24 protein-coding genes and 1 pseudogene are annotated in these 24,026 nt (G+C 70.2%); 13 read left to right on the top strand and 12 right to left on the bottom strand.

The features are described 5' to 3' along the window. Positions 1–75: 75 nt before the first annotated feature. Positions 76–2,760, top strand: coding sequence for a transglycosylase domain-containing protein (locus CGL27_RS24515; protein ID WP_162953062.1), 2,685 nt, complete (start codon positions 76–78; stop codon positions 2,758–2,760). 218 nt (positions 2,761–2,978) lie between these two features. Next, positions 2,979–4,466, top strand: coding sequence for a glycosyltransferase 87 family protein (locus CGL27_RS24510; RefSeq protein WP_078642421.1), 1,488 nt, complete (start codon positions 2,979–2,981; stop codon positions 4,464–4,466). Between the two features lie 34 nt (positions 4,467–4,500). Here the strand turns inward: CGL27_RS24510 and CGL27_RS24505 are convergent, their stop codons facing one another. The 3 genes from CGL27_RS24505 to CGL27_RS24495 all read right to left on the bottom strand — a co-directional run bounded on the left by CGL27_RS24505 (position 4,501) and on the right by CGL27_RS24495 (position 7,152). Further along, positions 4,501–5,532: an alanine racemase gene (locus tag CGL27_RS24505; RefSeq protein ID WP_119990035.1), complete on the bottom strand. Its 1,032-nt coding sequence runs from the start codon at positions 5,530–5,532 to the stop codon at positions 4,501–4,503. 66 nt (positions 5,533–5,598) lie between these two features. Continuing rightward, a complete protein-coding gene (locus CGL27_RS24500) occupies positions 5,599–6,717 on the bottom strand; it encodes a peptidoglycan bridge formation glycyltransferase FemA/FemB family protein (RefSeq protein ID WP_014061952.1) in 1,119 nt (372 codons plus the stop codon). Positions 6,718–6,834: 117 nt separating this feature from the next. Next, on the bottom strand, positions 6,835–7,152 hold the full coding sequence (locus tag CGL27_RS24495) for a hypothetical protein (RefSeq protein WP_078642418.1): 318 nt from the start codon (positions 7,150–7,152) through the stop codon (positions 6,835–6,837). A 229-nt stretch (positions 7,153–7,381) separates the two neighbouring features. Between CGL27_RS24495 and rpsF the strand changes: the two genes are divergently transcribed. The 4 genes from rpsF (at position 7,382) to rplI (ending at position 9,162) form a co-directional block, all read left to right on the top strand. Further along, positions 7,382–7,672: a 30S ribosomal protein S6 gene (gene rpsF / locus CGL27_RS24490; protein WP_014061950.1), complete on the top strand. Its 291-nt coding sequence runs from the start codon at positions 7,382–7,384 to the stop codon at positions 7,670–7,672. Between the two features lie 82 nt (positions 7,673–7,754). Beyond that, a complete protein-coding gene (locus tag CGL27_RS24485; RefSeq protein ID WP_059143727.1) occupies positions 7,755–8,351 on the top strand; it encodes a single-stranded DNA-binding protein in 597 nt (198 codons plus the stop codon). 109 nt (positions 8,352–8,460) lie between these two features. Beyond that, on the top strand, positions 8,461–8,697 hold the full coding sequence (rpsR, locus tag CGL27_RS24480) for a 30S ribosomal protein S18 (RefSeq protein ID WP_003978893.1): 237 nt from the start codon (positions 8,461–8,463) through the stop codon (positions 8,695–8,697). Between the two features lie 18 nt (positions 8,698–8,715). Then, positions 8,716–9,162, top strand: a complete 447-nt coding sequence (gene rplI, locus CGL27_RS24475) for a 50S ribosomal protein L9 (RefSeq protein ID WP_014061948.1) — start codon at positions 8,716–8,718, stop codon at positions 9,160–9,162. Between the two features lie 130 nt (positions 9,163–9,292). On the opposite strand, the gene CGL27_RS24470 is transcribed toward rplI, so the two are convergent. After that, on the bottom strand, positions 9,293–10,633 hold the full coding sequence (locus CGL27_RS24470) for an MATE family efflux transporter (RefSeq protein WP_119994529.1): 1,341 nt from the start codon (positions 10,631–10,633) through the stop codon (positions 9,293–9,295). A 460-nt stretch (positions 10,634–11,093) separates the two neighbouring features. On the opposite strand from CGL27_RS24470, the gene dnaB reads away from it, so the two are divergent. Beyond that, positions 11,094–12,575, top strand: coding sequence for a replicative DNA helicase (gene dnaB, locus CGL27_RS24465; protein WP_078642416.1), 1,482 nt, complete (start codon positions 11,094–11,096; stop codon positions 12,573–12,575). Between the two features lie 365 nt (positions 12,576–12,940). On the opposite strand, the gene CGL27_RS24460 is transcribed toward dnaB, so the two are convergent. Further along, entirely contained in the window at positions 12,941–14,050 is a 1,110-nt protein-coding gene (locus tag CGL27_RS24460; protein WP_119990034.1) for an FAD-dependent monooxygenase, read from the bottom strand. 71 nt (positions 14,051–14,121) lie between these two features. Between CGL27_RS24460 and CGL27_RS24455 the strand changes: the two genes are divergently transcribed. Then, positions 14,122–14,802 (top strand): TetR/AcrR family transcriptional regulator C-terminal domain-containing protein, encoded by a 681-nt coding sequence (locus CGL27_RS24455; protein WP_119990032.1) that lies wholly within the window; start codon positions 14,122–14,124, stop codon positions 14,800–14,802. A 32-nt stretch (positions 14,803–14,834) separates the two neighbouring features. On the opposite strand, the gene CGL27_RS24450 is transcribed toward CGL27_RS24455, so the two are convergent. Next, entirely contained in the window at positions 14,835–15,599 is a 765-nt protein-coding gene (locus tag CGL27_RS24450) for an IclR family transcriptional regulator (protein WP_240450621.1), read from the bottom strand. A 62-nt stretch (positions 15,600–15,661) separates the two neighbouring features. Here CGL27_RS24450 and CGL27_RS51060 point away from each other — a divergent pair, with 62 nt between their 5' ends. The 3 genes from CGL27_RS51060 to CGL27_RS24440 all read left to right on the top strand — a co-directional run bounded on the left by CGL27_RS51060 (position 15,662) and on the right by CGL27_RS24440 (position 17,488). Further along, complete coding sequence (locus CGL27_RS51060) at positions 15,662–15,787, top strand: FAD-dependent monooxygenase (protein WP_205587745.1); 126 nt, start codon at positions 15,662–15,664, stop codon at positions 15,785–15,787. A gap of 30 nt (positions 15,788–15,817) precedes the next feature. Continuing rightward, a complete protein-coding gene (locus CGL27_RS24445; protein WP_078642412.1) occupies positions 15,818–16,747 on the top strand; it encodes an alpha/beta hydrolase in 930 nt (309 codons plus the stop codon). Positions 16,748–16,885: 138 nt separating this feature from the next. After that, positions 16,886–17,488, top strand: a complete 603-nt coding sequence (locus CGL27_RS24440) for a class I SAM-dependent methyltransferase (RefSeq protein ID WP_119990028.1) — start codon at positions 16,886–16,888, stop codon at positions 17,486–17,488. A gap of 54 nt (positions 17,489–17,542) precedes the next feature. On the opposite strand, the gene def is transcribed toward CGL27_RS24440, so the two are convergent. The 3 genes from def to CGL27_RS24425 form a co-directional block, all read right to left on the bottom strand. After that, on the bottom strand, positions 17,543–18,181 hold the full coding sequence (def, locus tag CGL27_RS24435) for a peptide deformylase (protein ID WP_119990026.1): 639 nt from the start codon (positions 18,179–18,181) through the stop codon (positions 17,543–17,545). A gap of 99 nt (positions 18,182–18,280) precedes the next feature. Then, positions 18,281–18,619: a thioredoxin gene (gene trxA, locus CGL27_RS24430; protein ID WP_078642409.1), complete on the bottom strand. Its 339-nt coding sequence runs from the start codon at positions 18,617–18,619 to the stop codon at positions 18,281–18,283. Between the two features lie 67 nt (positions 18,620–18,686). Continuing rightward, positions 18,687–19,118 carry a MerR family transcriptional regulator gene (locus CGL27_RS24425; RefSeq protein WP_014061942.1) on the bottom strand — a complete coding sequence of 144 codons (432 nt, stop codon included), beginning with the start codon at positions 19,116–19,118 and terminating at the stop codon, positions 18,687–18,689. Positions 19,119–19,247: 129 nt separating this feature from the next. Between CGL27_RS24425 and CGL27_RS24420 the strand changes: the two are divergent. Continuing rightward, positions 19,248–20,635: pseudogene (locus tag CGL27_RS24420) on the top strand (serine hydrolase domain-containing protein). A gap of 319 nt (positions 20,636–20,954) precedes the next feature. Further along, on the top strand, positions 20,955–22,238 hold the full coding sequence (locus tag CGL27_RS24415; protein WP_119990024.1) for an SGNH/GDSL hydrolase family protein: 1,284 nt from the start codon (positions 20,955–20,957) through the stop codon (positions 22,236–22,238). 62 nt (positions 22,239–22,300) lie between these two features. On the opposite strand, the gene CGL27_RS24410 is transcribed toward CGL27_RS24415, so the two are convergent. From CGL27_RS24410 to CGL27_RS24400, 3 genes are all read right to left on the bottom strand, one after another. Further along, positions 22,301–22,756, bottom strand: coding sequence for a GNAT family N-acetyltransferase (locus tag CGL27_RS24410; RefSeq protein ID WP_078642406.1), 456 nt, complete (start codon positions 22,754–22,756; stop codon positions 22,301–22,303). A 98-nt stretch (positions 22,757–22,854) separates the two neighbouring features. Then, entirely contained in the window at positions 22,855–23,331 is a 477-nt protein-coding gene (locus CGL27_RS24405; RefSeq protein WP_119990023.1) for a MarR family transcriptional regulator, read from the bottom strand. Between the two features lie 67 nt (positions 23,332–23,398). Then, the gene (locus CGL27_RS24400; protein WP_119990021.1) at positions 23,399–23,905 is read right to left on the bottom strand and encodes a DUF2269 domain-containing protein; all 507 of its coding nucleotides are present in this window, start codon (positions 23,903–23,905) and stop codon (positions 23,399–23,401) included. Positions 23,906–24,026: the final 121 nt, after the last annotated feature.

Here is a 24,026-nt window from a genome sequence, read left to right as displayed (position 1 = left end):
GGACCGCACATTGGGGGGACCGGAAGCCATCTGCCGCTTTCAGGCGATAGCGCCTGCCCGAGGAGAAGTCGTTCCATGAGCGAGCACCGTCGCAAACCGCCGCAGCCCCAAGGCGGCGGACGAGCAGCGGCCCGGCGAGCCGGACAGCAGTCGTCCGGCCGCCGCGCAGCACCGACGCACAACGCCGCAGCCGGGTCGGACGCCACCCCCCAGGGGGAAGAGCGTCCTTACAGCGGCCGCGCGGCGGCCCGCCGCGCCGCACAACGCGGCGGCGGCCGTAGACGAGGAGCCGATCCGGGCGCGGGCGGCGCGGGCCACGGCGGTCGCGGTGGCGGCCGGCGGGGGGCCGGCGGCGGCCGCGGACATGACTCGGGGGGCGATGGGCACCCCGGCAAGAAGCGCTTTATCGACTACCCGCGTGGCGGAAGGTCGGGTTTCCGGCGCTGGGTTCCGTCCTGGAAGCTGGTGACGGGAACCTTCCTCTTCTTCTTCGCGGTGCTGCTCGGCGCCGTCGGCATAGGGCTGTGGCTGGTGCAGGTGCCGACCGCCCAGGCCGCGTCCCAGACCCAGAAGAACGTCTACTACTGGGCCGACGGCAAGCAGATGGTGGTCTCCGGCGGTGGTGACCTCAACCGTCAGATCGTCCCCCTCAGCAAGATCCCCAAGTCCATGCAGAACGCGGTGATCTCCGCGGAGAACGCCAGCTTCTACCAGGACTCCGGCGTTGACCCGATGGGTATCGCGCGCGCGGTCGTCAACATGGCGCGGGGCGGCGCGACCCAGAGTGGGTCGACCATCACCCAGCAGTTCGTGAAGAACACCTACCTGGACCAGTCGCAGACGCTCACGCGCAAGGTCAAGGAACTGTTCATCTCCATAAAGGTGGGCGCGACCAAGGACAAGGACTACATCCTCGGGAGCTACCTGAACACCGCCTACTACGGACGCGGTGCCTACGGCTGCCAGGCGGCGGCCCGCGCGTACTACGACCGTGACTGCTCGGCCCTGACGCCCAGCCAGAGCGCCTTCCTGGCCTCGACGCTGAACGGCCCCAACCTCTACGACCCCAACGGCGGTTACGGCGCCGCGGCCACCAAGGAGGCCAACACCAAGCGGGCCAAGCAGCGCTGGGAGTGGATCCTGCGGCGTGAGGTCGCCGTGCACAGGCTGAGCAGGACCGAGGCCCAGGAGTGGATCGGCAAGGGTTTCCCGATGCCGCAGGACCCGAAGGTGGCCACGAACAAGCAGGGCCAGATCGGCTACCTCACCGACCTCGCCGACAACTACATCATCGCCAACACCGGAATCAGCAAGTCGAAGCTGGACAAGGGTGGCTATCAGATCCATACCACCTTCGACCGGAAAAAGATCAGTGAGCTGACCCGGGCGGTCGAGAAGGTCTCCAAGGAGAACATCAAGCCGAAACTGCGTGAGCCGGACAAGCACGTCCAGTTCGGCGGCGCCTCGGTGGAGCCCAAGACGGGCAAGATCCTGGCCATCTACGGCGGCAAGAACGCGCTGGAGCACTACCGCAACAACGCCGACTACACCGGTGTCCAGGTGGGCTCGACCTTCAAGCCCTTCGTGATGGCCGCCGCGATGACCAATGGCGTCCGCGATCCGAAGGGCACCCGGGAGCAACCCGATTCCGAGCGCACCCTGGTCTCGCCGAGCAGTGTCTACAACGGCGACAACAAGTTGACCCTGCGGGACTACGACGGCACCGTCTGGCACGACAAGGACGGCAAGGAGTGGCACCAGCGGAACGACGGTGACGAGGACAAGGGCCCGGTCAGCCTGCGCACCGCGATGCAGTACTCGGTGAACACCCCGTTCATCCAGCTGGGCATGGACGTCGGCACCGACAAGGTGCGGGACTCGGCCCTGGCCGCGGGCCTCAGCAAGGAGCAACTGGCCTCGATCACCCCGACGTTCTCGCTCGGCACCTCCGCGCCCAGCGCCATCCGGCTCGCCGGGGCGTACGCCACCTTCGCGGCCAGCGGCGAGCAGGCCGACCCGTACTCGGTGGAGCGGGTCGAGGACAAGAACGGCCCCGTCTACGACCACAAGCAGGACGCCCAGCTCAAGCGGGCGTTCGACTCGAACGTGGCGAACAACGTCACCGACGTCCTGGAGAACGTGGTCGAGCACGGCACCGGCACCTCGGCGAAGATCGGCCGTCCGGCGGCGGGCAAGACCGGAACCACCGACGAGAACAAGTCGGCCTGGTTCTCCGGCTACACCCCGCAGCTGTCCACCGCGATCGGCATGTGGCGGGTGGACGACCAGGCCAAGAGCCAGAAGTTCCTGTCCATGCGCGGTGTGGGCGGTCAGAAGACGATCCACGGCGCGTCGTTCCCGGCGGAGATCTGGGCCGACTACATGCGCGGTGCCCTGCAGGGCAAGCCGGTCAAGGACTTCCCCGCGGCCACCCCGATCGGCCAGAAGGTCTTCGGCGAGGACGCGAGCCCGAGCCCGACCCAGACGACGGAAAAGCCTTCCGAGTCCCCGTCGGAGTCCCCTTCGGAATCTCCGTCGGAGTCGCCCTCGGAGTCGCCGTCCGGCAGCCCGACCCCGACGGACACCTGTGACCCGCTGGACTTCAACTGCAACGACAACGGCGGGAACCAGAACGGCGGCAACCAGAACGGAGGCCAGAACGGCGGTCCGGGCGGTCCGACCACATCACCGACCTCGGATCCGCCGGGCGGGCCCGGAGGCATATTCGGCGGCCCGTCCGGGGCCCGGCGGGAGGACTAGCCCGTAGCCCTGTACGACCCGTTCACCACTCGCCGGCCGCGCCGGAGCGAACCCCGCTCCCGGCGCGGCCGGCGCCGTTCCGGGCCCTGAACGGCCCTCTGCGCCCCTCGCACCCTGCTTCCCGCTCCGGGGACCCGCCGAGCCGTCCGCGGCGCGCTCAGCGGCCGCTGGGGCGGTCCTGACTCCTGCCGCCAGGCTCGTACGGCAGGATGGGGGCCATGAGCGTGCGCGAGGACCCACAGGCCGAGCCCGTCAGGCCGACCGCCGAGGACCCGCTGGCCGCGGCCGGCAGCGAGCTGATCGGTGGGCCGGCCGGACGCCGGGCTCTGCTCGGCACGAGCTGGTGGACCCCGGTGCGGATCGTGGCGATCGCCGCCATCGGCATGTTCGCCCTGGGCATGGCGCAGAAGCTGCCGTGCTACGACGGCGGCTGGTTCTACGGCGCCACCGCCCAGTACACCCACGCCTGCTACTCCGACATACCGCACCTCTACAACGGCCGCGGCTTCGCCATCGACCTCGTCCCGTACTTCGACCGCATACCGGACAGCGTCTCGGGCGGGATGCAGTACCTGGAGTACCCGGTCCTCACCGGCCTCTTCATGGAGGTCGCCTCCTGGCTGACCCCGCACGGCGGCTCCATCCAGGACCGTGAGCAGATCTACTGGCTGGTCAACGCGGGCATGCTCATGGTCTGCACCGCGGTCATCGCGGTCTGTGTGGCCCGTACGCATCGCCGCCGCCCCTGGGACGCCCTGCTGGTCGCCCTGGCCCCCGCCTTCGCGCTCACGGCCACCATCAACTGGGACCTGCTCGCCGTCGCCCTTACGGCCGCCGCCCTGCTGATGTGGTCCCGCAGCCGCCCGCTGGCCGCCGGTGTGCTGCTGGGGCTCGCGACGGCCGCGAAGCTCTACCCCGGGCTGCTGCTCGGTGCGGTGCTGGTGCTCTGCCTGCGGGCCGGGCGGCTGAGGGCCTTCTGGACGGCGACGGGCGGAGCCGCGGCCGCCTGGCTCGTGGTGAACCTCCCCGTGATGATCACCACGCAGGGCGGTGGCCTGCACATCCGCGAGGGCTGGAAGACCTTCTACACCTTCAGCCAGGAGCGCCCTGTCGACTTCGGCTCCCTGTGGCTGATCATCTCGCAGCGCACCGGGAACCCCCTGGAGGACGTCAACACCTACGGAACCCTCCTGATGGTCCTGGCCTGCATCGGGGTGGCGGCGCTCGCCCTGTGCGCCCCGCGACGTCCGCGCCTGGTCCAGCTCTCCTTCCTGATCGTCGCGGCGTTCGTGCTCACCAACAAGGTCTACTCACCGCAGTACGTGCTGTGGCTGATCCCGCTGGCGGCACTGGCACGGCCGCGCTGGCGGGACTTCCTGGTCTGGCAGGCGTGCGAGGTCATGTACTTCCTAGGGATCTGGATGTACCTCGCGTACACGGGCAGCGGCGACCAGCACCGGGGGCTGCCCGCGGAGGGCTATCAGCTGGCGATCGCCGTGCATCTGCTGGGGACGCTCTATCTGTGCGCCCTGATCGTCCGGGACGCGCTGGTGCCGGAGCGGGACCCGGTGCGCAAGGACGGGGCGGACGACCCCGGAGGAGGCGTGCTGGACCGGGCCCCGGACGCGTTCGTGCTGGGACGGGCGCGGCGCGCTTCCCGGTACGAAGGCGCGGCGCTGGTGGACTGGGGTGTCCACCGGGAGTGAGCCCCGGACGGGAGCCCCTCCCGGCGGCGCGGCCTCATCGGTCGAAGAGCCGGTCGAACTGCGTCGTGGTGTGCCGCAGATGCGCCACCAACTCGTCCCCCACCTGGGGTGCCTGGACATCACCGGGCACGAACAGGATGGACACCTGCATATGCGGCGGCTCGGCGAACCACCGCTGCTTGCCCGCCCACACGAACGGCGAGAGATTGCGGTTGACGGTCGCGAGGCCGGCGCGGGCGACCCCCTTGGCGCGGGGCATCATCCCGTGCAGCGCCTTGGGCGCCTCCAGACCGACGCCGTGGGAAGTGCCGCCCGCGACGACGACCAGATGGCCGTCGGAGGCGGACTTCTGCTGGCGGTAGCCGAAGCGGTCGCCCTTCGCCACCCGGGTGACGTCGAGCACCGAGCCCCGGTACTCCGTCGAATCGTGGTCGCCCAGCCACAGCCGGGTGCCGATGCGCGCCCGGAAGCGGGTCTGCGGGAACTGCTGCTGCAGCCGGGCCAGTTCCTCGGCCTTGAGGTGGCTGACGAACATGGTGTGCAGCGGCAGCCGTGCCGCCCGCAGCCGGTCCATCCAGGCGATGACCTCCTCGACCGCGTCCAGGCCGTCGGTGCGGTCGAGCGGAAGGTGGATGGCGAACCCCTCCAGCCGGACGTTCTCTATCGCGGCGTGCAGCTTGGGCAGGTCCTGCTCGGTGATGCCGTGCCGCTTCATGCTGCTCATGACCTCGATGACCACACGCGCGTTCACCAGGCCGTAGACGCCGTCGACCGACGAGACCGAGCGGATCACCCGGTCCGGCAGCGGCACCGGCTCCTCGCCGCGCCGGAAGGGGGTGAGTACGAGCAGGTCACCGCTGAAGAAGTCCTTCATCCGGGCGGCCTCGTAGGTGGTCCCGACCGCGAGGACGTCGCTGCTCATGCGGGCCGCCTCCTCGGCCAGGCGCTCATGGCCGAAGCCGTAGCCGTTGCCTTTGCAGACCGGGACTATCCCTGGGAACTGCTGGATCACCGTCTGCTGGTGCGCCCGCCAGCGCGCGGTGTCGACGTAGAGGGTGAGCGCCATTGGCCGGTCCCGGAACCTTTCTCGTTGCCGCGGTGTATTGGAAGTATGGGAAACAGCGAATCGTGGTCAGCGACGCGACATGTAGATGTCGAGTGCCTTGTGCAGGAGCTTGTTGAGCGGGAAGTCCCACTCGCCGAGGTACTCGGCAGCCTGCCCACCGGTGCCCACCTTGAACTGGATCAGACCGAAGAGATGATCTGTCTCATCGAGGGAGTCGCTGATGCCGCGCAGGTCGTAGACGGTCGCGCCCAGCGCGTACGCGTCGCGGAGCATCCGCCACTGCATCGCGTTCGAGGGCCGGACCTCGCGCTTGTGGTTGGCGGAGGCGCCGTAGGAGTACCAGACATGGCCTCCGACGATCAGCATCGTGGCCGCGGCCACGACCTCGTTCTCGTGCATCGCGAAGTACAGCCGCATCCGGTTGGGGTCCTCGGTGTTGAGGGCCGTCCACATGCGCTGGAAGTAGCTGAGCGGGCGGGGCCGGAAGTGGTCGCGTTCCGCGGTGATCTCGTAGAGCCGCTGCCACTCGGGCAGATGCTCGTAGCCGCCCTGGACGACCTCGACACCGGCCTTCTCGGCCTTCTTGATGTTGCGGCGCCACAGCTGGTTGAAGCCCTTGTGGACATCCTCCAGGGAGCGGTTCTCCAGCGGCACCTGGAAGACGTACCGCGGCTGGACGTCACCGAAGCCGGCCCCGCCGTCCTCGCCCTGCTGCCAGCCCATGCGCCGCAGCCGCTCGGCGACCTCGAAGGCGCGCGGCTCGATGAAGGTGGCCTCGACATCGCGCAGCCGCTTGACGTCGGGGTTCTGGATGCCCGACTTGATCGCGGTGGAGTCCCAGCGGCGGATGATGACCGGCGGGCCCATCTTCACGGAGAACGCGCCCTGCTGCTTCAGATGCGCGAGCATCGGGCGCAGCCAGTCCTCGAGGTTGGGCGCGTACCAGTTGATGACCGGGCCCTCGGGGAGATAGGCGAGATAGCGCTTGATCTTGGGCAGCTGCCGGTAGAGGACGAGGCCGGCGCCGACGAGCTGGCCCGTGGCGTCGAACCAGCCGAGGTTCTCCGAGCGCCACTCCGACTTGACGTCAGCCCATGCCGGGACCTGCATGTGGCTGGCCGCGGGCAGGCTCTGGATATACGCCAGATGCTGCTCTCGGCTGATCGTCCTCAGGGTCAGGCTCATGCGGGGCGCTCCTCGGCAGGTGTGTCCCCAGGGTCGGGGCTCCGGCTCTCGCGCCGAAGCCTACTGCGACCGGGACGCGCCCCGTTCGGGCCTGGGGCAACCAGGCTCCGGGCGGGCTCAGCCCAGCACGCCGCCGAAGAGCCCTCCGTGTGCCATGCCGAGGTAGAAGCCGACCCCCGCGGCACCGAGTCCGATGATCAGCACGAACCGCTCACCGGTGGTCGCGGAGATCAGCTGGCCCCAGGCGCCAGTGATCATTCCGACCAGCCCGGTCCATGAGCTGACCAGGTGGAGCTGGGTGAAATGAGCCGTGACGAAGGCGATCGCCCCGATCACCAGCGTGGTCACGGCGAAAGCGTTCTCAACGGGATGCGACTTGCCATCGGTGTCCAGGAAGGAGAGCAAGCCGTGATGGGGTCGTGCTGCCTGTGCCATGGGGCACCTCCAGGTAGGCACATAGAGCAAAGCGGCGAACTGTAACGCCGCTCACACCCGATGTGTACAGATTGCGGGCTAAGACGCCCGGATTTCAAGCGGGAGGCCGTAGCCGGGTACTGTGTACCGTCCGCGGTGGTGTCTGCACAGGCGCTGAAGCGGATACGCATCACGACCCTCCTGCCACGGAACGACCGTGGCCGCTGAGTCCAAAGGAGGTGGGTTCCACATGCGTCACTACGAGGTGATGGTCATCCTCGACCCCGATCTCGAGGAGCGCGCTGTCTCCCCGCTGATCGAGAACTTCCTTTCCGTCGTCCGTGAGGGCGAAGGCAAGGTCGAGAAGGTCGACACCTGGGGCCGTCGTCGTCTCTCGTACGAGATCAAGAAGAAGCCCGAGGGCATCTACTCGGTCATCGACCTGCAGGCAGAGCCCGCGGTCGTCAAGGAGCTCGACCGCCAGCTGAACCTGAACGAGTCGGTCCTCCGGACCAAGGTCCTCCGTCCCGAGACCCACTGACGCGTAAGCGTTCAGCGGTCATCGGGGCCGTATCGCAACGAGTAGCAAGCAGCCCAGCAGTACCCGCCGAGAGGTTCCCCCAATGGCAGGCGAGACCGTCATCACGGTCGTCGGCAATCTCGTCGACGACCCCGAGCTGCGTTTCACCCCGTCCGGTGCGGCGGTCGCGAAGTTCCGCGTCGCGTCCACTCCCCGTACCTTCGACCGGCAGACCAACGAGTGGAAGGACGGCGAGAGCCTCTTCCTCACGTGCTCGGTGTGGCGGCAGGCCGCGGAGAACGTGGCCGAGTCCCTTCAGCGCGGCATGCGCGTCATCGTGCAGGGTCGTCTGAAGCAGCGGTCCTACGAGGACCGTGAGGGGATCAAGCGCACGGTCTATGAGCTGGATGTCGACGAGGTCGGCGCCAGTCTGCGCAACGCCACAGCCAAGGTCACCAAGACCACCGGTCGCGGTGGTCAGGGTGGTTACGGCGGCGGCGGTGGCGGCGGCCAGGGCGGCGGAGGCGGTTGGGGCGGCGGCCCCGGCAACTCCGGCGGCGGTCAGCAGGGCGGCGGCGCTCCGGCCGACGACCCGTGGGCGACCGGCGCTCCGGCCGGCGGCCAGGGCGGCGGCGGTGGTGGCTGGGGCGGCGGCTCCGGCAACTCCGGCGGCGGCTACTCGGACGAGCCGCCCTTCTAGGCCCGGAGCGCTGTTTCACGTGAAACCACGTGAAACCACGTGAAACAAACAGCGCTCGGTCTGGTCAGGGCGACCAGCACATACTTCTTGATCACACTGGAGAGAGACAATGGCGAAGCCGCCTGCTCGCAAGCCTAAGAAGAAGGTTTGCGTGTTCTGCAAGGAGAAGATCTCCTACGTCGACTACAAGGACACGAACCTGCTGCGGAAGTTCATTTCCGACCGCGGCAAGATCCGTGCCCGCCGGGTCACCGGCAACTGCACCCAGCACCAGCGTGACGTCGCCACGGCTGTGAAGAACAGCCGTGAGATGGCACTGCTGCCCTACACCTCCACCGCGCGATAAGGGAAGGGTGACCCAGTCATGAAGATCATCCTCACCCACGAGGTCTCCGGCCTCGGTACCGCCGGTGACGTCGTGGACGTCAAGGACGGTTACGCCCGTAACTACCTCGTTCCGCGTGGTCTGGCGATCCGCTGGACCAAGGGCGGCGAGAAGGACGTCGAGCAGATCCGCCGCGGTCGTCGCATCCGCGAGATCGCCACGATCGAGCAGGCCAATGAGGTCAAGGCTCGGCTCGAGGGCGTCAAGGTGCAGCTGAAGACCCGTGCTGGCGACGCCGGCCGGCTGTTCGGCTCCGTCACCCCGGCCGACATCGCTTCGGCGATCAAGGACGCGGGTGGTCCGGACGTGGACAAGCGCCGCATCGAGGTGCAGTCGCCGATCAAGACCCTGGGCGCGCACCAGGTCTCGGTCCGTCTGCACGCCGAGGTTGCCGCCAAGGTCGGCGTCGAGGTCGTCGCCGCCTGACGACCGTGACGGTCGCCTTTGGCACCGTGCACCGGAGGGCCGCACCCTGTGGGGTGCGGCCCTCCGCCGTGCCGGGGGACCGGCGGCTCTGATCTTTTCCAGGGATGCGCGTGCCGTGGTCCGGCGGGGCTCAGCCTCGTACCGCGCCGGTGATGATCCAGCGGCCGGAGCGGGTGCGCAGCCACAGGGTCGCCAACCGGACCGACATCATCAGCGCCATCGTGCACCACAGCGCGGTCAGCCCGCCGCCGAACGAGGGGACCAGCAGCGCCACCGGGGCGAAGGCGGCGAGGGTGACAATCATCGCCCGGGCCAGATACGGCCCGTCGCCCGCGCCCATCAGCACGCCGTCGAGGACGAAGACCACACCCGAGACCGGCTGGATGAGGGCCGTCACCAGCAGGGCGGGCAGCAGGGCGTCCCGTACCGCGGCATCGGTGGTGAACAGGGGGATGAACAGTGGCCGGGAGGCGACCACCAGCAGGCCCAGCGCCACGCCGGAGGCGATGCCCCAGTGCACCATGCGGCGGCAGGCGGCCCGGGCCCCCTCCTCGTCGCCCGCTCCCAGATAGCGTCCGATGATCGCCTGGCCCGCGATGGCGATGGCGTCCAGGGCGAACGCCAGCAGACTCCACAGGGTGAGCACGATCTGATGGGCGGCGATGTCGGTGTCGCCGAGGCGGGCCGCCACGGCCGTCGCGATCAGCATCACGGCGCGCAGCGAGAGCGTACGGATCAGCAGCGGTGTCCCGGCGTGGGCACAGGCCCTGATTCCGGCGGCATCGGGCTTCAGCGAGGTGCCATGGCGCCGCGCGCCCCGGATGACCACGGCGAGGTAGACGGCGGCCATGGCGTTCTGGGCGATCACCGTGCCCCAGGCCGAGCCCGCGATGCCCAGCCCGGCCGCGTAGACCAGGGTGACGTTGAGCGCGGCGTTGGCCCCGAAGCCGCCGATGGCGACATACAGCGGGGTGCGGGTGTCCTGGAGGCCACGGAGGACTCCGGTGGCGGCGAGCACCACCAGCATCGCGGGGATGCCGAGGGTGCTGATCCGCAGATAGGTGATGGCGTAGGGCGCGGCGGTGTCCGAGGCGCCGAAGAGGTCGATGAGGGCGGGGGCGGTGGGAAGGGCCACGGCGATGACGGCGGCGCCGAGCAGCAGGGCCAGCCAGATGCCGTCCATGCCCTGCCGGATCGCTCCGGCGAGGTCGCCCGCGCCGACGCGGCGGGCGACCGCCCCGGTGGTGGCGTAGGCGAGGAAGACGAAGATGTTGACGGCGGTGGCGAGCAGGGCCGCGGCGACGCCCAGACCGGCCAGCTGGGTGGTGCCCAGATGGCCGACGACGGCGCTGTCGACCATGACGAAGAGGGGTTCCGCCACGAGCGCGCCGAAGGCGGGAAGCGCGAGTGCGACGATCTCGCGGTCGTGGTGGCGCAGGGTGTTCCGCGCGCTCGTGGGGGCCTGTGTCATGAGGGCAATGTAATCGTCCACAGGTAAGAGACACAAGCTATCTACGATCCTTACAAGGCGGCGTGCGGGACGATCTTCTCTGCGCCCTTTGTCGTGATCTTGCGCCGGGGGCGGAAGTTTTTCTTCTGCACAGCTTCTGGATAGAGAAACCGCAGGTCAGGGTTGGGCTCTCGGGGTGATTGTGTGTTTGTCCACAGCGCTGTCCCCCGACCCGTGCACAGGTTCGCGCGACTTACCCACAGGATGGATCCCATCATCCACATGCCCTGTGGATAACCAAGTTGGCTGGCGGTCCCGACGGGCCTACCGTGGTCCGGCGCCCGCCACCCGATTCGGCCCTGGAATCCCCAGCCTCCGATGCGCCGTGTCCGGAAAGCCGGCCGCTCAGTTGTGTCATAGCCGTGCCGTAAGAAGGACGGGCACGGCGAGGTTCGCTTCGCGGACGGGAGGAGGTGACGGGGTGAGCGTTCCCGAGCCCATGGACGACCCCTGGGCGGATTCCGGCCCGTCCGACCGGTTCCCGTCCCCCCGCTTCCGTCGCGGTGAGGGCGGCGGCCGGGGGCGCGACGGTCAGCAGGACCGCGACGGAGGGGGCGGCTCCGCCTGGGAGGGCTCCGGCTTCGAGCGCGTTCCGCCCCAGGACCTCGACGCCGAGCAGTCCGTGCTCGGCGGCATGCTGCTCTCCAAGGACGCCATCGCCGATGTGGTGGAGGTCCTCAAGGGCAATGACTTCTACCGGCCCGCCCATGAGACCGTCTACCAGGCCATCCTGGATCTCTACGCCAAGGGCGAGCCGGCCGACCCGATCACGGTCGCCGCGGAGCTGACCAAGCGCGGTGAGATCGCCCGGGTCGGCGGCGCCTCGTATCTCCACACCCTCGTCCAGTCGGTCCCCACCGCCGCCAACGCCGAGTACTACGCGGAGATCGTCCACGAGCGCGCCGTGCTGCGCCGCCTCGTCGAGGCGGGCACCCGCATCACCCAGATGGGATACGCGGCGGACGGGGACGTCGACGAGATCGTCAACAACGCCCAGGCGGAGATCTACGCCGTCACCGAGCAGCGCACCAGCGAGGACTATCTGCCGCTCGGCGACATCATGGAGGGCGCGCTCGACGAGATCGAGGCGATCGGCTCACGCAGCGGGCAGATGTCCGGGGTGCCCACCGGCTTCACCGACCTGGACTCCCTGACGAACGGTCTGCACCCGGGCCAGATGGTCGTCATCGCCGCCCGGCCCGCGATGGGTAAGTCCACCCTGGCCCTGGACTTCGCGCGGGCCTGCTCGATCAAGCACAACATGCCGAGCGTGATCTTCTCGCTGGAGATGGGCCGCAACGAGATCGCGATGCGTCTGCTCTCCGCCGAGGCCCGGGTGGCGCTGCACCATATGCGCTCCGGCAGCATGACCGACGAGGACTGGACGCGGCTGGCCCGGCGGATGCCGGATGTCTCCCAGGCCCCGCTGTTCATCGACGACTCCCCGAACCTGTCGATGATGGAGATCCGCGCCAAGTGCCGCCGGCTCAAGCAGCGCAGCGATCTGCAGTTGGTCGTCATCGACTATCTCCAGCTGATGCAGTCCGGCGGCGCCCGGCGCCCCGAGAGCCGTCAGCAGGAGGTCTCGGACATGTCGCGAAACCTGAAGCTGCTGGCCAAGGAGCTGGAAGTGCCGGTCATCGCGCTCTCCCAGCTCAACCGAGGCCCCGAGCAGCGCACGGACAAGAAGCCGATGGTCTCCGACCTCCGAGAGAGTGGATCCATCGAGCAGGACGCGGACATGGTCATCCTGCTCCACCGCGAGGACGCCTATGAGAAGGAGTCTCCGCGCGCGGGTGAGGCGGATCTGATCGTGGCCAAGCACCGTAACGGCCCGACGGCCACGATCACGGTCGCCTTCCAGGGCCACTACTCGCGCTTCGTGGACATGGCGCAGACCTGATACGAGGTTGTGTGGGATCTCATTTCCCGTGTCGGAATCTCATGGTCGATGTCGGATGGAAGTCGGATCCGACATCGACCGTGAGACACCGCAGTTCAGCGAGCCACGCCGCGGCCGTCGGCCGGCGACGCCCTCGGTTCACCGACACGGAGTTGAGACGCCGAGCGTCCGACACGACGTGAGACAGCGGACGGACTTGCAGGTCACGCGCCCGACGTCCGACACGAGCCGCGAGACCCTACAGGTTGCAGGGTCTCGGATTTCGTGTCCTGACCTCAGCGGAGACCGCATCTCAGTGGAGACCGCGCCGGAGGTCATGATCGCGCCGGCTGGACGACCGGCTTCCTGGTCGTATTCGGGTGCCTTCAGCCAGGTTGGAAGAATGCGAGCATTTTCCGGGCGGCGTCCGGCGATGTCAGCAATTCCTGCATGTCCGCGGACATCCGGGCGGCAGCGCTGGTGCGTTCGAACATCTCGCGTTCGTATTCTTTGACGGCGGCGGGAAGGTCGTCCGGGTGCGCGGCCAGCGCCAGACCGAGCAGGGCGCCGTCGAGCAGCGCCATGTTGGCGCCCTCTCCCACCGGCGGCATCAGGTGCGCGGCGTCGCCGAGCAGCGTGATGTCCGGCGTCGACGGCCAGGTCAGGCCGACCGGGAGCGTGGTGATCGACCGCGGCACGATCGTGTCGTCGCAGGCCGCGATCAGTGCGGTGAACCGTGAGTCCCAGCCGGGGAGCAGGTCGATCAGCCGCGCCCGGGCGGCGGCCGGGTCGTCGAACGGGATCCCGCTGGTAGCGAACCAGTCCGCGGCGGTGTTGTAGAAGCTGAGGCCGATGCGAACGCGGCCGTCGCCGTTGCGCTGCGCCGCCAGGGATAGTCCGTTGCCGAGCACCCAGCAGTTGCCGCGCCCGACCATCGCCGCGAGGTCGGGGTGCGTGCGGTCGATGTCGGGAATGCCGACCTCGACGATGTTCTGGCCGATATGCGCCGGGCGGGCGTCGGTGAGCAGCGCGCGGACCCGGGACTGCGCGCCGTCCGCGCCGACCAGCAGGTCATACGTCGCACTGCTGCCGTCGGTGAAGTGCAGCAGGCCGTTGTCGGCGGATATGAACGCGTGCCCCCAGCGCACCACGTCTTCGGGGAGGGAGTCCAGCAGCAGGTCGCGCAGATCGGCGCGGTCGACCTCGGGTCGCTCAAGCGGGGCGTCGTCGGGTGTGTCCTCCTGGAGCAGCAGGGTGCCATCCGGTTCCAGGAGCCGCATGTCCTGGCCTTCACCACGGGCGATCGCGTAGAACTGGTCGATCAGACCGGCCTCGCGCAGCGCCCGCTGGCCGGAGTGGATGTCGAGCATGCCGCCCTGACCGCGCGCACCGCGTGACGATTCCCGTTCGTACACGACGGCGTCGATGCCGTTCACGTGCAGCACCCGGGCAAGGACCAAGCCACCCAAGCCGGCTCCGACGATGGCGATGGTCATGGTTGCCTCTCCTTCGATACGCCGTACTGGTCAATACACTGTATCGCCCGATGCGGTGTATTGTGAGCGGCATGTTGGTGTGGGAGAGGCCGGAGCCACCGAATCGACCCGTGCCGGCCCCGTTGAGCCGGGAACGGATCGTGCGAGCGGCGATCGAGCTGGCCGACACGGGCGGCCTGGCTGCGGTGTCGCTGCGCAAGGTCGCCACCGCGCTGGACGTCCGTCCGATGCGGCTGTACGGCTACATCGCCGGCAAGGAGGAGTTGCTCGACCTGATGGTCGACGCCGCCCACGCCGAGATCCGGCCGGTCGGAGACGGCTGGCGGGAGGCGCTCCGGTCTCTTGCCGAAGCCACTCGGCACGCCGCTCACGAGCACGAATGGCTCGCCGATCTACTGGGTGGCCGGCCCCAGCTCGGGCCGCACGCGCTGGCCAGTGGGGAGACCGTGATGGCCGCACTGGGCGACGTCGACGTGGACGCCATCATGCCGATGGTCGCCGCGGTCAACGCGTACGTGATCGGCGCGGTGCGCCGGGAGATCGCCGAGCGGCGTGCCGAGCGGACCACCGGGATGGACGAGAAGCGTTGGCAGGCCTCACTCGGGCCCTATCTGGAGCGAACCTTCGCCACTGGCCGATTCCCCGCGCTGGCCACGGTGGTGCGCGATGCCGCCCACCTGGACGCCGACCACACCTTCCGGATCGGCCTCGACTTCCTGCTCGACGGCATCGAAGCCCGCATCTCAAGGTGACGCGCGGCTGAAGGACCGGCCACGTCGTCATCTCATGTCGCGGGTCGGAGTCCCACCGTCCGGGAGATCGCCAGGCTCGCCGTTCGCAGCGCGACTCGAGCGGTGACCTGGGTGACGCCCTCGGCGGGCGCGACGAGTGACAGCGCGCCCAATGACTCACCGCGACGGTTCAGAATCGGGGCGGCGACGGTCGACATCGTGGTGGGTCCGGTGCGCAGCGGGTTGGGCCCCGTCATGGCACAGACGCCCTCCCTGCGGACGGTGGCGATGAGTCGGCGGAGCCGGCCCGCGTCGGTCGCGCCGGCCAGCGCGTCATCCCGCACCGGCTCGGGGGCGTGGGCCAGCAGGGCGACGCCGATGCCGGTTTCGGCGAGGGGGAGGCGTCCGCCGACCCGGTACTTGACCGCTGCCGCGTCCCGGGCCGACAGGCGCTCGACGAGTACGGCCTCGTGGCCGTCGCGTACGGCGAGGAGAACGTGCTGGCGGGTGACCCGGTGCAGGTCCTCCATGAACGGGAGCGCGGCGGCGCGCAGTCCGTGGCCGCGGGGAGCCAGCGAGGCGATCTCGAGCAGCCGCAAGCCGACGACGAAATCGCCGTTGTCGAGGCGCTCGAGGGCACCCACACCCATCAGCTGGGCCGCGATCCGCGATGTGGTGCTCTTTGGGAGACCCGCCCGAGCCGCGAGCGTGTGGAGTGGCAGGCCCTCCCCGGCCTCTGCGAAGGCGCCCAGGACCCGGAACGCCCGCTCCAGGATCGGCTCGCCGTGCGGCGGCCGTCCCGGGCGACGGGTCGGCACCGGCGTCCCACTCATCGAAATCGCCGGTGCGCGTCGCTGGTCACAGCTCGAATACTAGCGACGTGACTCACCCGCACGACGACGCGCAGACCGCGGTGTTGGCCGCCGGCGCCGGCCCCGCTGGACCGGCCGCCGCGAGCGAACTGGCCCATCACGGCATCCGATCCGTCGTGACCGTGCACCGGTGACGATGGACACCGGAGACCAAGGAGACAGCAATGGCGACCGACCCCGTGCTGCGCGACGTCTACGTCCCGCACGCCTATCCCGAGCAGCGGGCCGATCTCGGTGAGATCACCATGAACTACGCCGAGGCCGGTGAGCCGGACAAGCCCGCCGTGCTGCTGATCCCCGAGCAGACCGGCTCGTGGTGGGGGTACGAGGAGACGATGGGCCTCCTCGCCGAGGAATTCCACGTCTACGCCGTTGACCTGCGGGGCCAGGGGCGCAGCAGCTGGACCCCGAAGCGGTACAGCCTCGACAACTTCGGCAACGACCTGGTCCGGTTCATCGCCCTGGTGGTGAAACGCCCCGTCATCGTCGCGGGCAACTCCTCCGGTGGCGTCCTCGCGGCGTGGCTGTCGGCGTACTCCATGCCCGGGCAGATCCGGGGCGCACTGTGCGAGGACGCCCCGTTCTTCGCGTCCGAACTCGTCACCACGTGCGGCCACTCGATCCGCCAGGGGGCGGGCCCCGTGTTCGAGCTCTTCCGCACCTACCTCGGCGACCAGTGGAGCGTCGGTGACTGGGAGGGCTACTGCCGCGCGGCCGGCGCCTCGTCGTCGCCGGCGGCGGGATACTTCGTGGCGGACGAGATCCCGCAGCACCTGAAGGAGTACGACCCGGAGTGGGCGCGGGCCTTCTGGGAGGGCACCGTCGGACTGCACTGCCCGCATGAGCGCATGCTCGCCCACGTCAAGACGCCGGTGCTCCTCACACACCACACGCGTGGCATCGACCCGGATACCGGCGACCCGCTCGGTGCGCTCTCCGACGAGCAGGCCGCCCGGGCCAGGCAGTTGATGGAGTCGGCGGGGGTGAAGGTCGACTACGAGTCGGTGCCGGATGCGTTGCACATGATGCACCAGTTCGACCCGCCGCGGTACGTCAAGATCTTTACACAGTGGGCGGCCACGCTGGCGGCGTGATCGGGTGCCGCGGTCGGAACCGGTCGTCCCCCTCTGACAACTGCCCGTTCTTCGTGGTTTCGGCAAAAAACTTTGTCGATTCGCCATGGGCGGGGGCAGGTTGGTGGCGGACGCGACCCCACCACGTAAGGCAGGGCCATGGACACACAGTTCTGGGATGACTTGTATCGCAGCCGCGACCAGCTCTTCAGCGGCGCGCCCAACGGAGTGCTCGTCACCGAGGTCACCGACCTACCGCCGGGGCAGGCGCTCGACGTGGGATGCGGTGAAGGCGCCGACGCACTCTGGCTGGCCCGGCGCGGCTGGCAGGTTACCGCGGTCGACATCTCCCGGGCCGCCCTGGAACGCGCCGTCGCGGCCGCCACGGACGTCGAGGGCCGCGTGGCGTGGACACGCGCCGACCTGACCGGCACACCGCCCCCTGCCGCCGCGTTCGACCTGGTGTCCGTCCAGTACTTCCCGCTCGCACACCAGCCGGACCACACGGCGCTGCGCGGTCTGCTGGACGCCGTCGCACCCGGCGGCACCCTGCTCTTCGCCACCCACGCGCTCGCCGATCTGTCCCCGGACCCCGAGCAGGGCTTCGACCCCGGCGACTACTACCAGCCCGACGAGATCGCCGGGCTCCTCGACGACGACTGGACCGTCCTGGTCAACGAAACCCGCCCACGTACCGCTCCGGCCCCCGCAGGCACCCATCACACCCGGGACACCGTCCTGCGAGCGCGACGCCTGCGGTAACGGCGGTCACGGCGGGGTCGATCTCGGCCGCCACCCGCCCGGGGGCGGGCCGGGTCAGGGCTGCGGCTGGTGGCCCAGGGCCGCCGCCTTCTCCACGCGCCGGGCGAGGACCTGCTCATGGAGGTCCGTCATCTGCCGCAGCGCGTCCTTACGGTCGCGCTTGGAGAGCCGGTCGATGTAGAGATGCCCGGAGAGATGGTCGGCCTCGTGCTGCAGACAGCGGGCGAAGTAGCCGGTGCCCTCGATCACCAGCGGGTTGCCGTCCTTGTCCACGCCGCGGACCACGGTCCGATCGGTGCGCGGTACGTCCATCCGCGCGCCGGGTACGGACAGACAGCCCTCGGCGTCCTCGATGAGCAGCCGCTCGGCCGGATCGGGCTGGTCCAGGACGGGGTTGATGATGTGGCCGACGTGCCGTACGCCGTGGTCGTCCGGGCAGTCGTAGACGAACAGCCGCAGATCGACGTCGACCTGATTGGCGGCCAGCCCGGCGCCGTCGGCGATGTACATGGTGAGGAACATGTCGTCGATGAGGGCGCTCAGCTCGGGCGTGCCGAACTCGGTCACCTCGCGGCAGGAGCGGCGCAGAATCTCCTCACCGACCTCGGTGATCCGGCGCGGTGAGCCGCGCTCGGCCTCGGGGGGCAGCGCCGGATACGAGCCGACGGGTTTCCCCTGCACCAGGACGCGCACCGCTGACCTCACCTTTTCCGCCCCCACTGATGGCCGCCCCCACTGATGGTCATGTCCGGCCAACGTAGCAGGGGCGGTTCGGCCGCGGCTCCGGCTCAGTCAGATCGCCTCGGCGAGCTCCTCCAGCAGCCGCCGCTTGCTCCGGGCCCCGACCAGCGACCGCACCGGCTCGCCCGCCCGGAACAGCATCAGCGTCGGCATCGACAGCACCCCGTACGCGTTGGTGGTGGACGGGTTCTCGTCCACGTCCAGCCGCACCACCTTCAGCCGGTGGCCCTCCTCCTGCGCGATCTCCGCCAGCACCGGCGCGATCATCCGGCACGGCGGGCACCACGAGGCGGTGAACTTCACCAGCACCGGCAGCTCGGCCGTCAGCACCTCTTCGCCGAAGGTGGCGTCCGTGACCGTGGCCACTCCCCCGGTGTGTGTCAGCGACATCTCATCTCTCCTTCGGAGTCGTTCGGAGTCGTTCGGAGCCGTTGTGGTGACGGCGGGACGGCGGGGCTCACGGCCCGGGCGGCGTCAGCTCGCAGCGCGGCTCCGGGGCCCCTGCGGGCGCCGTCGCCGCGGCCTCCAGCGCCGCGCGGGCCAGCTCCGCCTGGGCGAGCTGTGTCCCGACCCGCTCCCGGATGGCGCTCAGCCGGCCGATGCACTCGTCCAGCTCGGCCAGCTTGCGCCGGTAGACCTCCAGCGAGGCGGGGCAGGAGTCACCGGCCGGATGGCCGGATCGCAGGCATTCGACGAACGGACGCGTCTCCTCCAGCTCGAAGCCGAAGTCCTGCAGCACGCGGATCTGCTGGAGCAGCCGCAGATCGTCCTCGTCGTACGACCGGTACCCATTGCCGGTGCGGCGCGCGGGCAGCAGCCCGAGCGACTCGTAATAGCGCAGGGTGCGGGTGGTGGTACCCGCCCGTTCGGCCAGCTCTCCGATCCGCATGTGCTGACGGTAGACCTTGACCCTGACGTCAAGGCCAGACCGCGGGGCGGTCCCGGGCGGTGCCCCGGCCGTTGACGATCGGCCGGCCGATGGCTGCCCGCTGTCGGACCTCCGCCGTACAGTGCCGACATGACCACACGCGACGCGGATGAGTTCACGGAACCGCTGCCCGCCACCCGCCGTGCCCTGCTGCGGCGCGTCGCCCTCGGCCAGACCGAGGGCCGTGCCCCGTCCCTGGTGGGGGCCGTGGTGCGGGAGGGGCGGCTGGTGTGGACGGGCTCGCGCGGCCACGTGGACGGAGCCGCACCGGACGCCGACACCCAGTACCGCATCGGCTCCTTGACCAAGACCTTCGTGGCGGTGCTGGTGCTGCGGCTGCGCGACGAGGGGCTGCTGGACCTCGGCGATCCGCTGGCCGAGCATCTGGACGTGCCGGAGGCCGAGGGCGCGACCGTGGCCCAGCTCCTCTCCCACACCTCGGGTCTCGCCGCCGAGGCCCGCGGCCCGTGGTGGGAGCGCACACCCGGGGCGCTGCGGCCCGGGACGGCCGATATCTTCGGGGAGCGCCCGCTGGTCCACCCCGCGGGCCGCCGTCACCACTACTCCAACCCCGGTTTCGCGCTGCTCGGCGCGCTGGTCGAGCGGTTGCGCGGAGCGCCCTGGGGCGAGGTGCTCGCCCATGAGGTGCTGGAGCCGCTGGGGATGGGGCGTACGTCGCTCGAGCCGCGCGCCCCGCACGCCGGGGGCTGGGCCGTGCACCCCTGGGCGGATGTGCTGCTGCCCGAACCGGCCGAGGACACCGGGCGGATGGGCCCGGCCGGGCAGCTCTGGTCGACCGCCGGGGATCTGGCCCGCTTCGCCGCCTTCCTGCTGGACGGGGACGAGCGGGTGCTCGGCGCGGAGACGCTCGCCGAGATGCGGGAGCCCGCCGTCGCCCCCGAGGAGAGGGACTGGGACGGCGGCTATGGCCTGGGGACACAGCTCGTCCGCCACAGCGGGCGGTTCCTCCATGGCCATACCGGCTCCATGCCCGGCTTCCTGGCCTCGCTGTGGGTGAGCGCCGAGGACCGGCTGGCCGGGATCGCGCTGGCCAACACCACCTCGGGGCCCTCGATCGGCGCCATCGCCGCCGACCTCATAGGGATCGTGGCCGAGCACGAGCCCCGTATCCCCGAGCCCTGGCGGCCGCTGACCGAGGTCGATCCGGCGCTGCTGGCGCTGACCGGCCCCTGGTACTGGGGCCCTCGCGCCTACCATCTGCGGCTGCGCGCGGACCGCGGACTGGAGCTCTCCCCGGCCACCCAGGGAGGCCGGGCCTCTCGCTTCAAGGCCGAGCCGGACGGCACCTGGACGGGGCTCGACGGCTATTACGCGGGGGAGACGCTGCGGCTGGTCGAGGGGAGGGCGGCGCCCCAGCCCATCTGGACCTGGGCACCTTCGTGTTCACCCGGGAGCCCTACGCCCCGGACGGCGTGGTGCCCGGCGGGGTCGACCCGGAGGGCTGGCGGGCGCTCTGAGGGACGGGGGCGGGGTGCGGTGATCCGGGGGACGCGGGCCCCGGCGGTGCGCAGGCTCCGGTGCTCGTAGCCTGACCCCGCCAGTGGTACGCACGGCCGGGGGCTGGGTCGGCGGTGCGGTGGGCGGCAGGTTGGTCCCCGGTACTTCGGTACTCGGTACGCCGGTACTCCCGTGCTTCGGTGCGCCCGGTACTCAGGTGCTCTCGTACTCCCGTACTTCGGAACTTCGGTACGGCGGCGCTCAGGTGCTCCGTACTCCGTGCCCCGTACGGGAGCGGCCTGGTCCGCCCTTCCCCCGCCCTCCCTCAGGAGCCCCGCCATGCGCTCGTCCACGCTTCGCCTCAGCGCCTCCCTGCTCGCCCTCACCACCGTCATGGCCGCCTCCGGGACGGCCACCGCCCGGCCCGGAGGCCCGGCGGCCGGCCGTGACCGGCCGGAGACGGTCTGGTCGGCCGGGTGGGCCGCCCCCGTCCAGCGCCCCAGTTCGGGCTTCGAGAAGAACTGGGCCGAGAGCGGTTTCGCCGAGCGCACCGCCCAGACCTTGCGTCAGGTCGTCCGGGTCACCGGCGGCGGCACCGCCGCCCGGATCAGGCTGTCGAACCGCTATGGCACCGCGCCGCTGCGGATCGCGGGCGCGACCATCGCCCGTACCGCGCACGGCGCCTCCGTCCAGGGCGCGAGCCTGCGCGCGCTGACCTTCGGGCACCGGCGGCCGGTGGAGATCCCGGCGGGCGGTGAGACGGTGAGCGACGCGGCCCCGCTGCGCGTGGTGCCTCGTCAGCCGGTGACGGTCACGCTGTACTTCGACCGTCCTACCGGTGCCGCCACCTTCCACGCCCAGGCATACGCCCGCGGCTACCGCGCGGACGGTGACCACCGTGCCGATCGCACCGGGACGGCCTTCACCGAGACCACCCACTCCTGGTACTACCTCTCCGATGTCGAGGTCACCGGCGGCCCCGGCCACCCGGGCACAGTGGTGGCCTTCGGCGACTCGATCACCGACGGCTTCGGCTCGACCGACGACGCCGACCACCGCTGGCCTGATCTGCTGGCCGAGCGCCTCGCGGCCGCGGGCACTCCGCGTCCCGTCCTCAACTCCGGGATCGGCGGCAATCTGCTGCTGCACGACTCGGCCTGGTACGGGGACCGGGCGGGCGCCCGCTTCCGGCGCGATGTCCTGGACAAGCCGGGCGTACGGTCGGTGATCCTGCTCGAGGGGCTCAACGACATCGGCTTCAGCGAGGTCGATCTGCCCACCTACAAGCCCAATCCGCAGGTGTCGGCGGAAGAGGTGATCGCGGGTTACCGGGAGCTGATCGCGCCGGCCCATGCCCGCGGTATCAAGGTCATCGGCGGAACGATCCTCCCGTTCAAGGGCGCTGAGTACCACACCCCGCGCTCCGAGGCGAAGCGCGCCGCGATCAACGAGTGGATCCGCACCTCGGGCGCCTTCGACGCGGTCGTCGACTTCGCGAAGGTCATGGCCTCGCCGTCCGATCCGCTGCGGCTGGACCCGGCGTACGACTCGGGCGACTTCAAGCACCCGAACGACGTGGGCTACCGGCGGATGGCCGAAGCCATCGACCTGGGGGCGCTGTGAGACCGCCACGGAGATGAGGCCAGGTCATGTCGGCTCAGACAGGTCGGCCCGGACGGGCCGGGTCAGGCCAGCGGCAGCTTGAAGCCGACGTGGCTGGCCTCGAAGCCGAGCCGCTCGTAGAAGCGGTGGGCGTCGATACGGGTCGCGTCCGAGGTGAGCTGCACCAGTGCGCACCCCTCGCGGCGCGACTCCTCGACGGCCCATTCGATCAGTTGGGTGCCGAGCCCGCCGCCGCGCTCCTCGGAGTGGATCCGGACCCCCTCGATGATCGAGCGGGTGGCGCCGCGCCGCGACAGCCCGGGGATCACGGTCAGCTGGAGCGTGCCGACGATGCGGCCGTCCCGGACCGCGACGACCAGCCGCTGCTGGGGATCCCGGTCCAGCCGCTCGAAGGCGGCGCGGTACGGGGCCGGGTCGTCCAGGGACTCCCGGTGGGCGCCGAGCGGGTCGTCCGCGAGCATGGCCACGATCGCCGGGATGTCGTCGGCGGTCGCGCGCCGTATCTCGAAGTCGCTCATGCGGTGAGCCTACGCCGGGGCCCGCGAGGCCCTGACGGGCGGCAGCGAGGGGCCAGGGCCAGGCAGCATCCCGACCGGTGGCGATCAGCACGCCGCGATCAGTACGTGGCGGTCAGCCTCTCGACGGCGGTGACCAGCGGTGCCAGCTCCGGCCGCCGGGCGGCGTCGCCCAGGGCCTCGCGCAGCGCCGCGTCGTGCGTCGGCCGCGCCTCCTCCAGGAGCTTGAGCCCCTCGGCGCTGACGTTGGTGTAGATGCCGCGGCGGTCGCTGGGGCAGATGTAGCGGGAGAGCAGCCCGCGGTCCTCCAGCCGGGTGACCAGCCGGGTCGTGGCGCTCTGGCTGAGCACGACGGAGTCGGCGAGCTGCTTCATCCGCAGATGTCCGCCGTCGCCGTCGTGCTGTCCGCTGAGGACGTTGAGCACGGAGAATTCGCGGACGCTCAGATCGTGCCCGGCCTGCAGCGCACGCTCGATATGCGTCTCTATCCGGCCGTGCAGGGAGGACAGGGCGCACCAGCCCTGGGCGAGGGCCTGCCCCGCGGGCGGGGCGACGGCGCAGTGCGTCTTCTCCGGCATGGAACCCCTCCTTGGTGGGTGAGCGGATTCCAGGATAGTCCAGCGATGAAAAAGACCGCGTATGCAATTATCGGCGCTTTGTCGCCCGCAGCCGACGCCCCCGGGCGGTCAGCCCCCAGGGCTTGATCACCGAGATCGCGGTGAGAAAGGTATAGACGCTCAGGCTGACCGACGGCGCCACGACCAGATCCGTGGTCGCCCCGACCGCCTGGCCCGCCACCACATCGGCCATCGCGGTGTTGATGCTGGCGCGCAGGGCGAACGCCGTGGCGGCGGTGGTGAGCAGCGTCAGCCAGAACTTCACGTACACCCACCGGTGGCGCGCCAGCCCCCACGGCGTCCCCAGCGACAGCACGATCCCGCTGGCCAGCGACAGCAGGCTGATCGGAATCAGCAGCCAGTCGCCCAGCACATTCATGGACCGGTACACCGCCCCGGCCTCTTCGGCCGAGTCGGCCACGGCCCCGGTGATCCCCAGGGCCAGCATCCCGAGGGCCAGTCCGAGCCATCCGACGGAGACGACGACATGCACGACGAGGAGGCCCCGGCGGACGGGGCGGGTGAGCTGCTGCATGCCCCCACCGTGGCGGCGCCGCGGCCCCCGCGGCGTCTGACGGCAGGAGTATCCACACGTACTCCCGGCGGCGGGCGCGGGCGGTGACGGCGGTGCCGGCCAGAGCAGGGCAGGACCGAGG

The organism is Streptomyces sp. 11-1-2, assembly GCF_003595545.1.
Taxonomy (GTDB): domain Bacteria; phylum Actinomycetota; class Actinomycetes; order Streptomycetales; family Streptomycetaceae; genus Streptomyces; species Streptomyces hygroscopicus_B.
This window is presented reverse-complemented; position numbering and strand designations above follow the sequence as displayed.

Excerpts from the sequence above, each read along its gene's own strand:
- CGL27_RS24515 (WP_162953062.1), top strand. The coding sequence starts at position 76 with ATGAGCGAGCACCGTCGCAAACCGCCGCAGCCCCAAGGCGGCGGACGA.
- CGL27_RS24510 (WP_078642421.1), top strand. The coding sequence starts at position 2,979 with ATGAGCGTGCGCGAGGACCCACAGGCCGAGCCCGTCAGGCCGACCGCC.
- CGL27_RS24505 (WP_119990035.1), bottom strand. The coding sequence starts at position 5,532 with ATGGCGCTCACCCTCTACGTCGACACCGCGCGCTGGCGGGCGCACCAG.
- CGL27_RS24500 (WP_014061952.1), bottom strand. The coding sequence starts at position 6,717 with ATGAGCCTGACCCTGAGGACGATCAGCCGAGAGCAGCATCTGGCGTAT.
- CGL27_RS24495 (WP_078642418.1), bottom strand. The coding sequence starts at position 7,152 with ATGGCACAGGCAGCACGACCCCATCACGGCTTGCTCTCCTTCCTGGAC.
- rpsF (WP_014061950.1), top strand. The coding sequence starts at position 7,382 with ATGCGTCACTACGAGGTGATGGTCATCCTCGACCCCGATCTCGAGGAG.
- CGL27_RS24485 (WP_059143727.1), top strand. The coding sequence starts at position 7,755 with ATGGCAGGCGAGACCGTCATCACGGTCGTCGGCAATCTCGTCGACGAC.
- rpsR (WP_003978893.1), top strand. The coding sequence starts at position 8,461 with ATGGCGAAGCCGCCTGCTCGCAAGCCTAAGAAGAAGGTTTGCGTGTTC.
- rplI (WP_014061948.1), top strand. The coding sequence starts at position 8,716 with ATGAAGATCATCCTCACCCACGAGGTCTCCGGCCTCGGTACCGCCGGT.
- CGL27_RS24470 (WP_119994529.1), bottom strand. The coding sequence starts at position 10,633 with ATGACACAGGCCCCCACGAGCGCGCGGAACACCCTGCGCCACCACGAC.
- CGL27_RS24460 (WP_119990034.1), bottom strand. The coding sequence starts at position 14,050 with ATGACCATCGCCATCGTCGGAGCCGGCTTGGGTGGCTTGGTCCTTGCC.
- CGL27_RS24455 (WP_119990032.1), top strand. The coding sequence starts at position 14,122 with ATGTTGGTGTGGGAGAGGCCGGAGCCACCGAATCGACCCGTGCCGGCC.
- CGL27_RS24445 (WP_078642412.1), top strand. The coding sequence starts at position 15,818 with ATGGCGACCGACCCCGTGCTGCGCGACGTCTACGTCCCGCACGCCTAT.
- CGL27_RS24440 (WP_119990028.1), top strand. The coding sequence starts at position 16,886 with ATGGACACACAGTTCTGGGATGACTTGTATCGCAGCCGCGACCAGCTC.
- trxA (WP_078642409.1), bottom strand. The coding sequence starts at position 18,619 with ATGTCGCTGACACACACCGGGGGAGTGGCCACGGTCACGGACGCCACC.
- CGL27_RS24425 (WP_014061942.1), bottom strand. The coding sequence starts at position 19,118 with ATGCGGATCGGAGAGCTGGCCGAACGGGCGGGTACCACCACCCGCACC.
- CGL27_RS24415 (WP_119990024.1), top strand. The coding sequence starts at position 20,955 with ATGCGCTCGTCCACGCTTCGCCTCAGCGCCTCCCTGCTCGCCCTCACC.
- CGL27_RS24410 (WP_078642406.1), bottom strand. The coding sequence starts at position 22,756 with ATGAGCGACTTCGAGATACGGCGCGCGACCGCCGACGACATCCCGGCG.
- CGL27_RS24405 (WP_119990023.1), bottom strand. The coding sequence starts at position 23,331 with ATGCCGGAGAAGACGCACTGCGCCGTCGCCCCGCCCGCGGGGCAGGCC.
- CGL27_RS24400 (WP_119990021.1), bottom strand. The coding sequence starts at position 23,905 with ATGCAGCAGCTCACCCGCCCCGTCCGCCGGGGCCTCCTCGTCGTGCAT.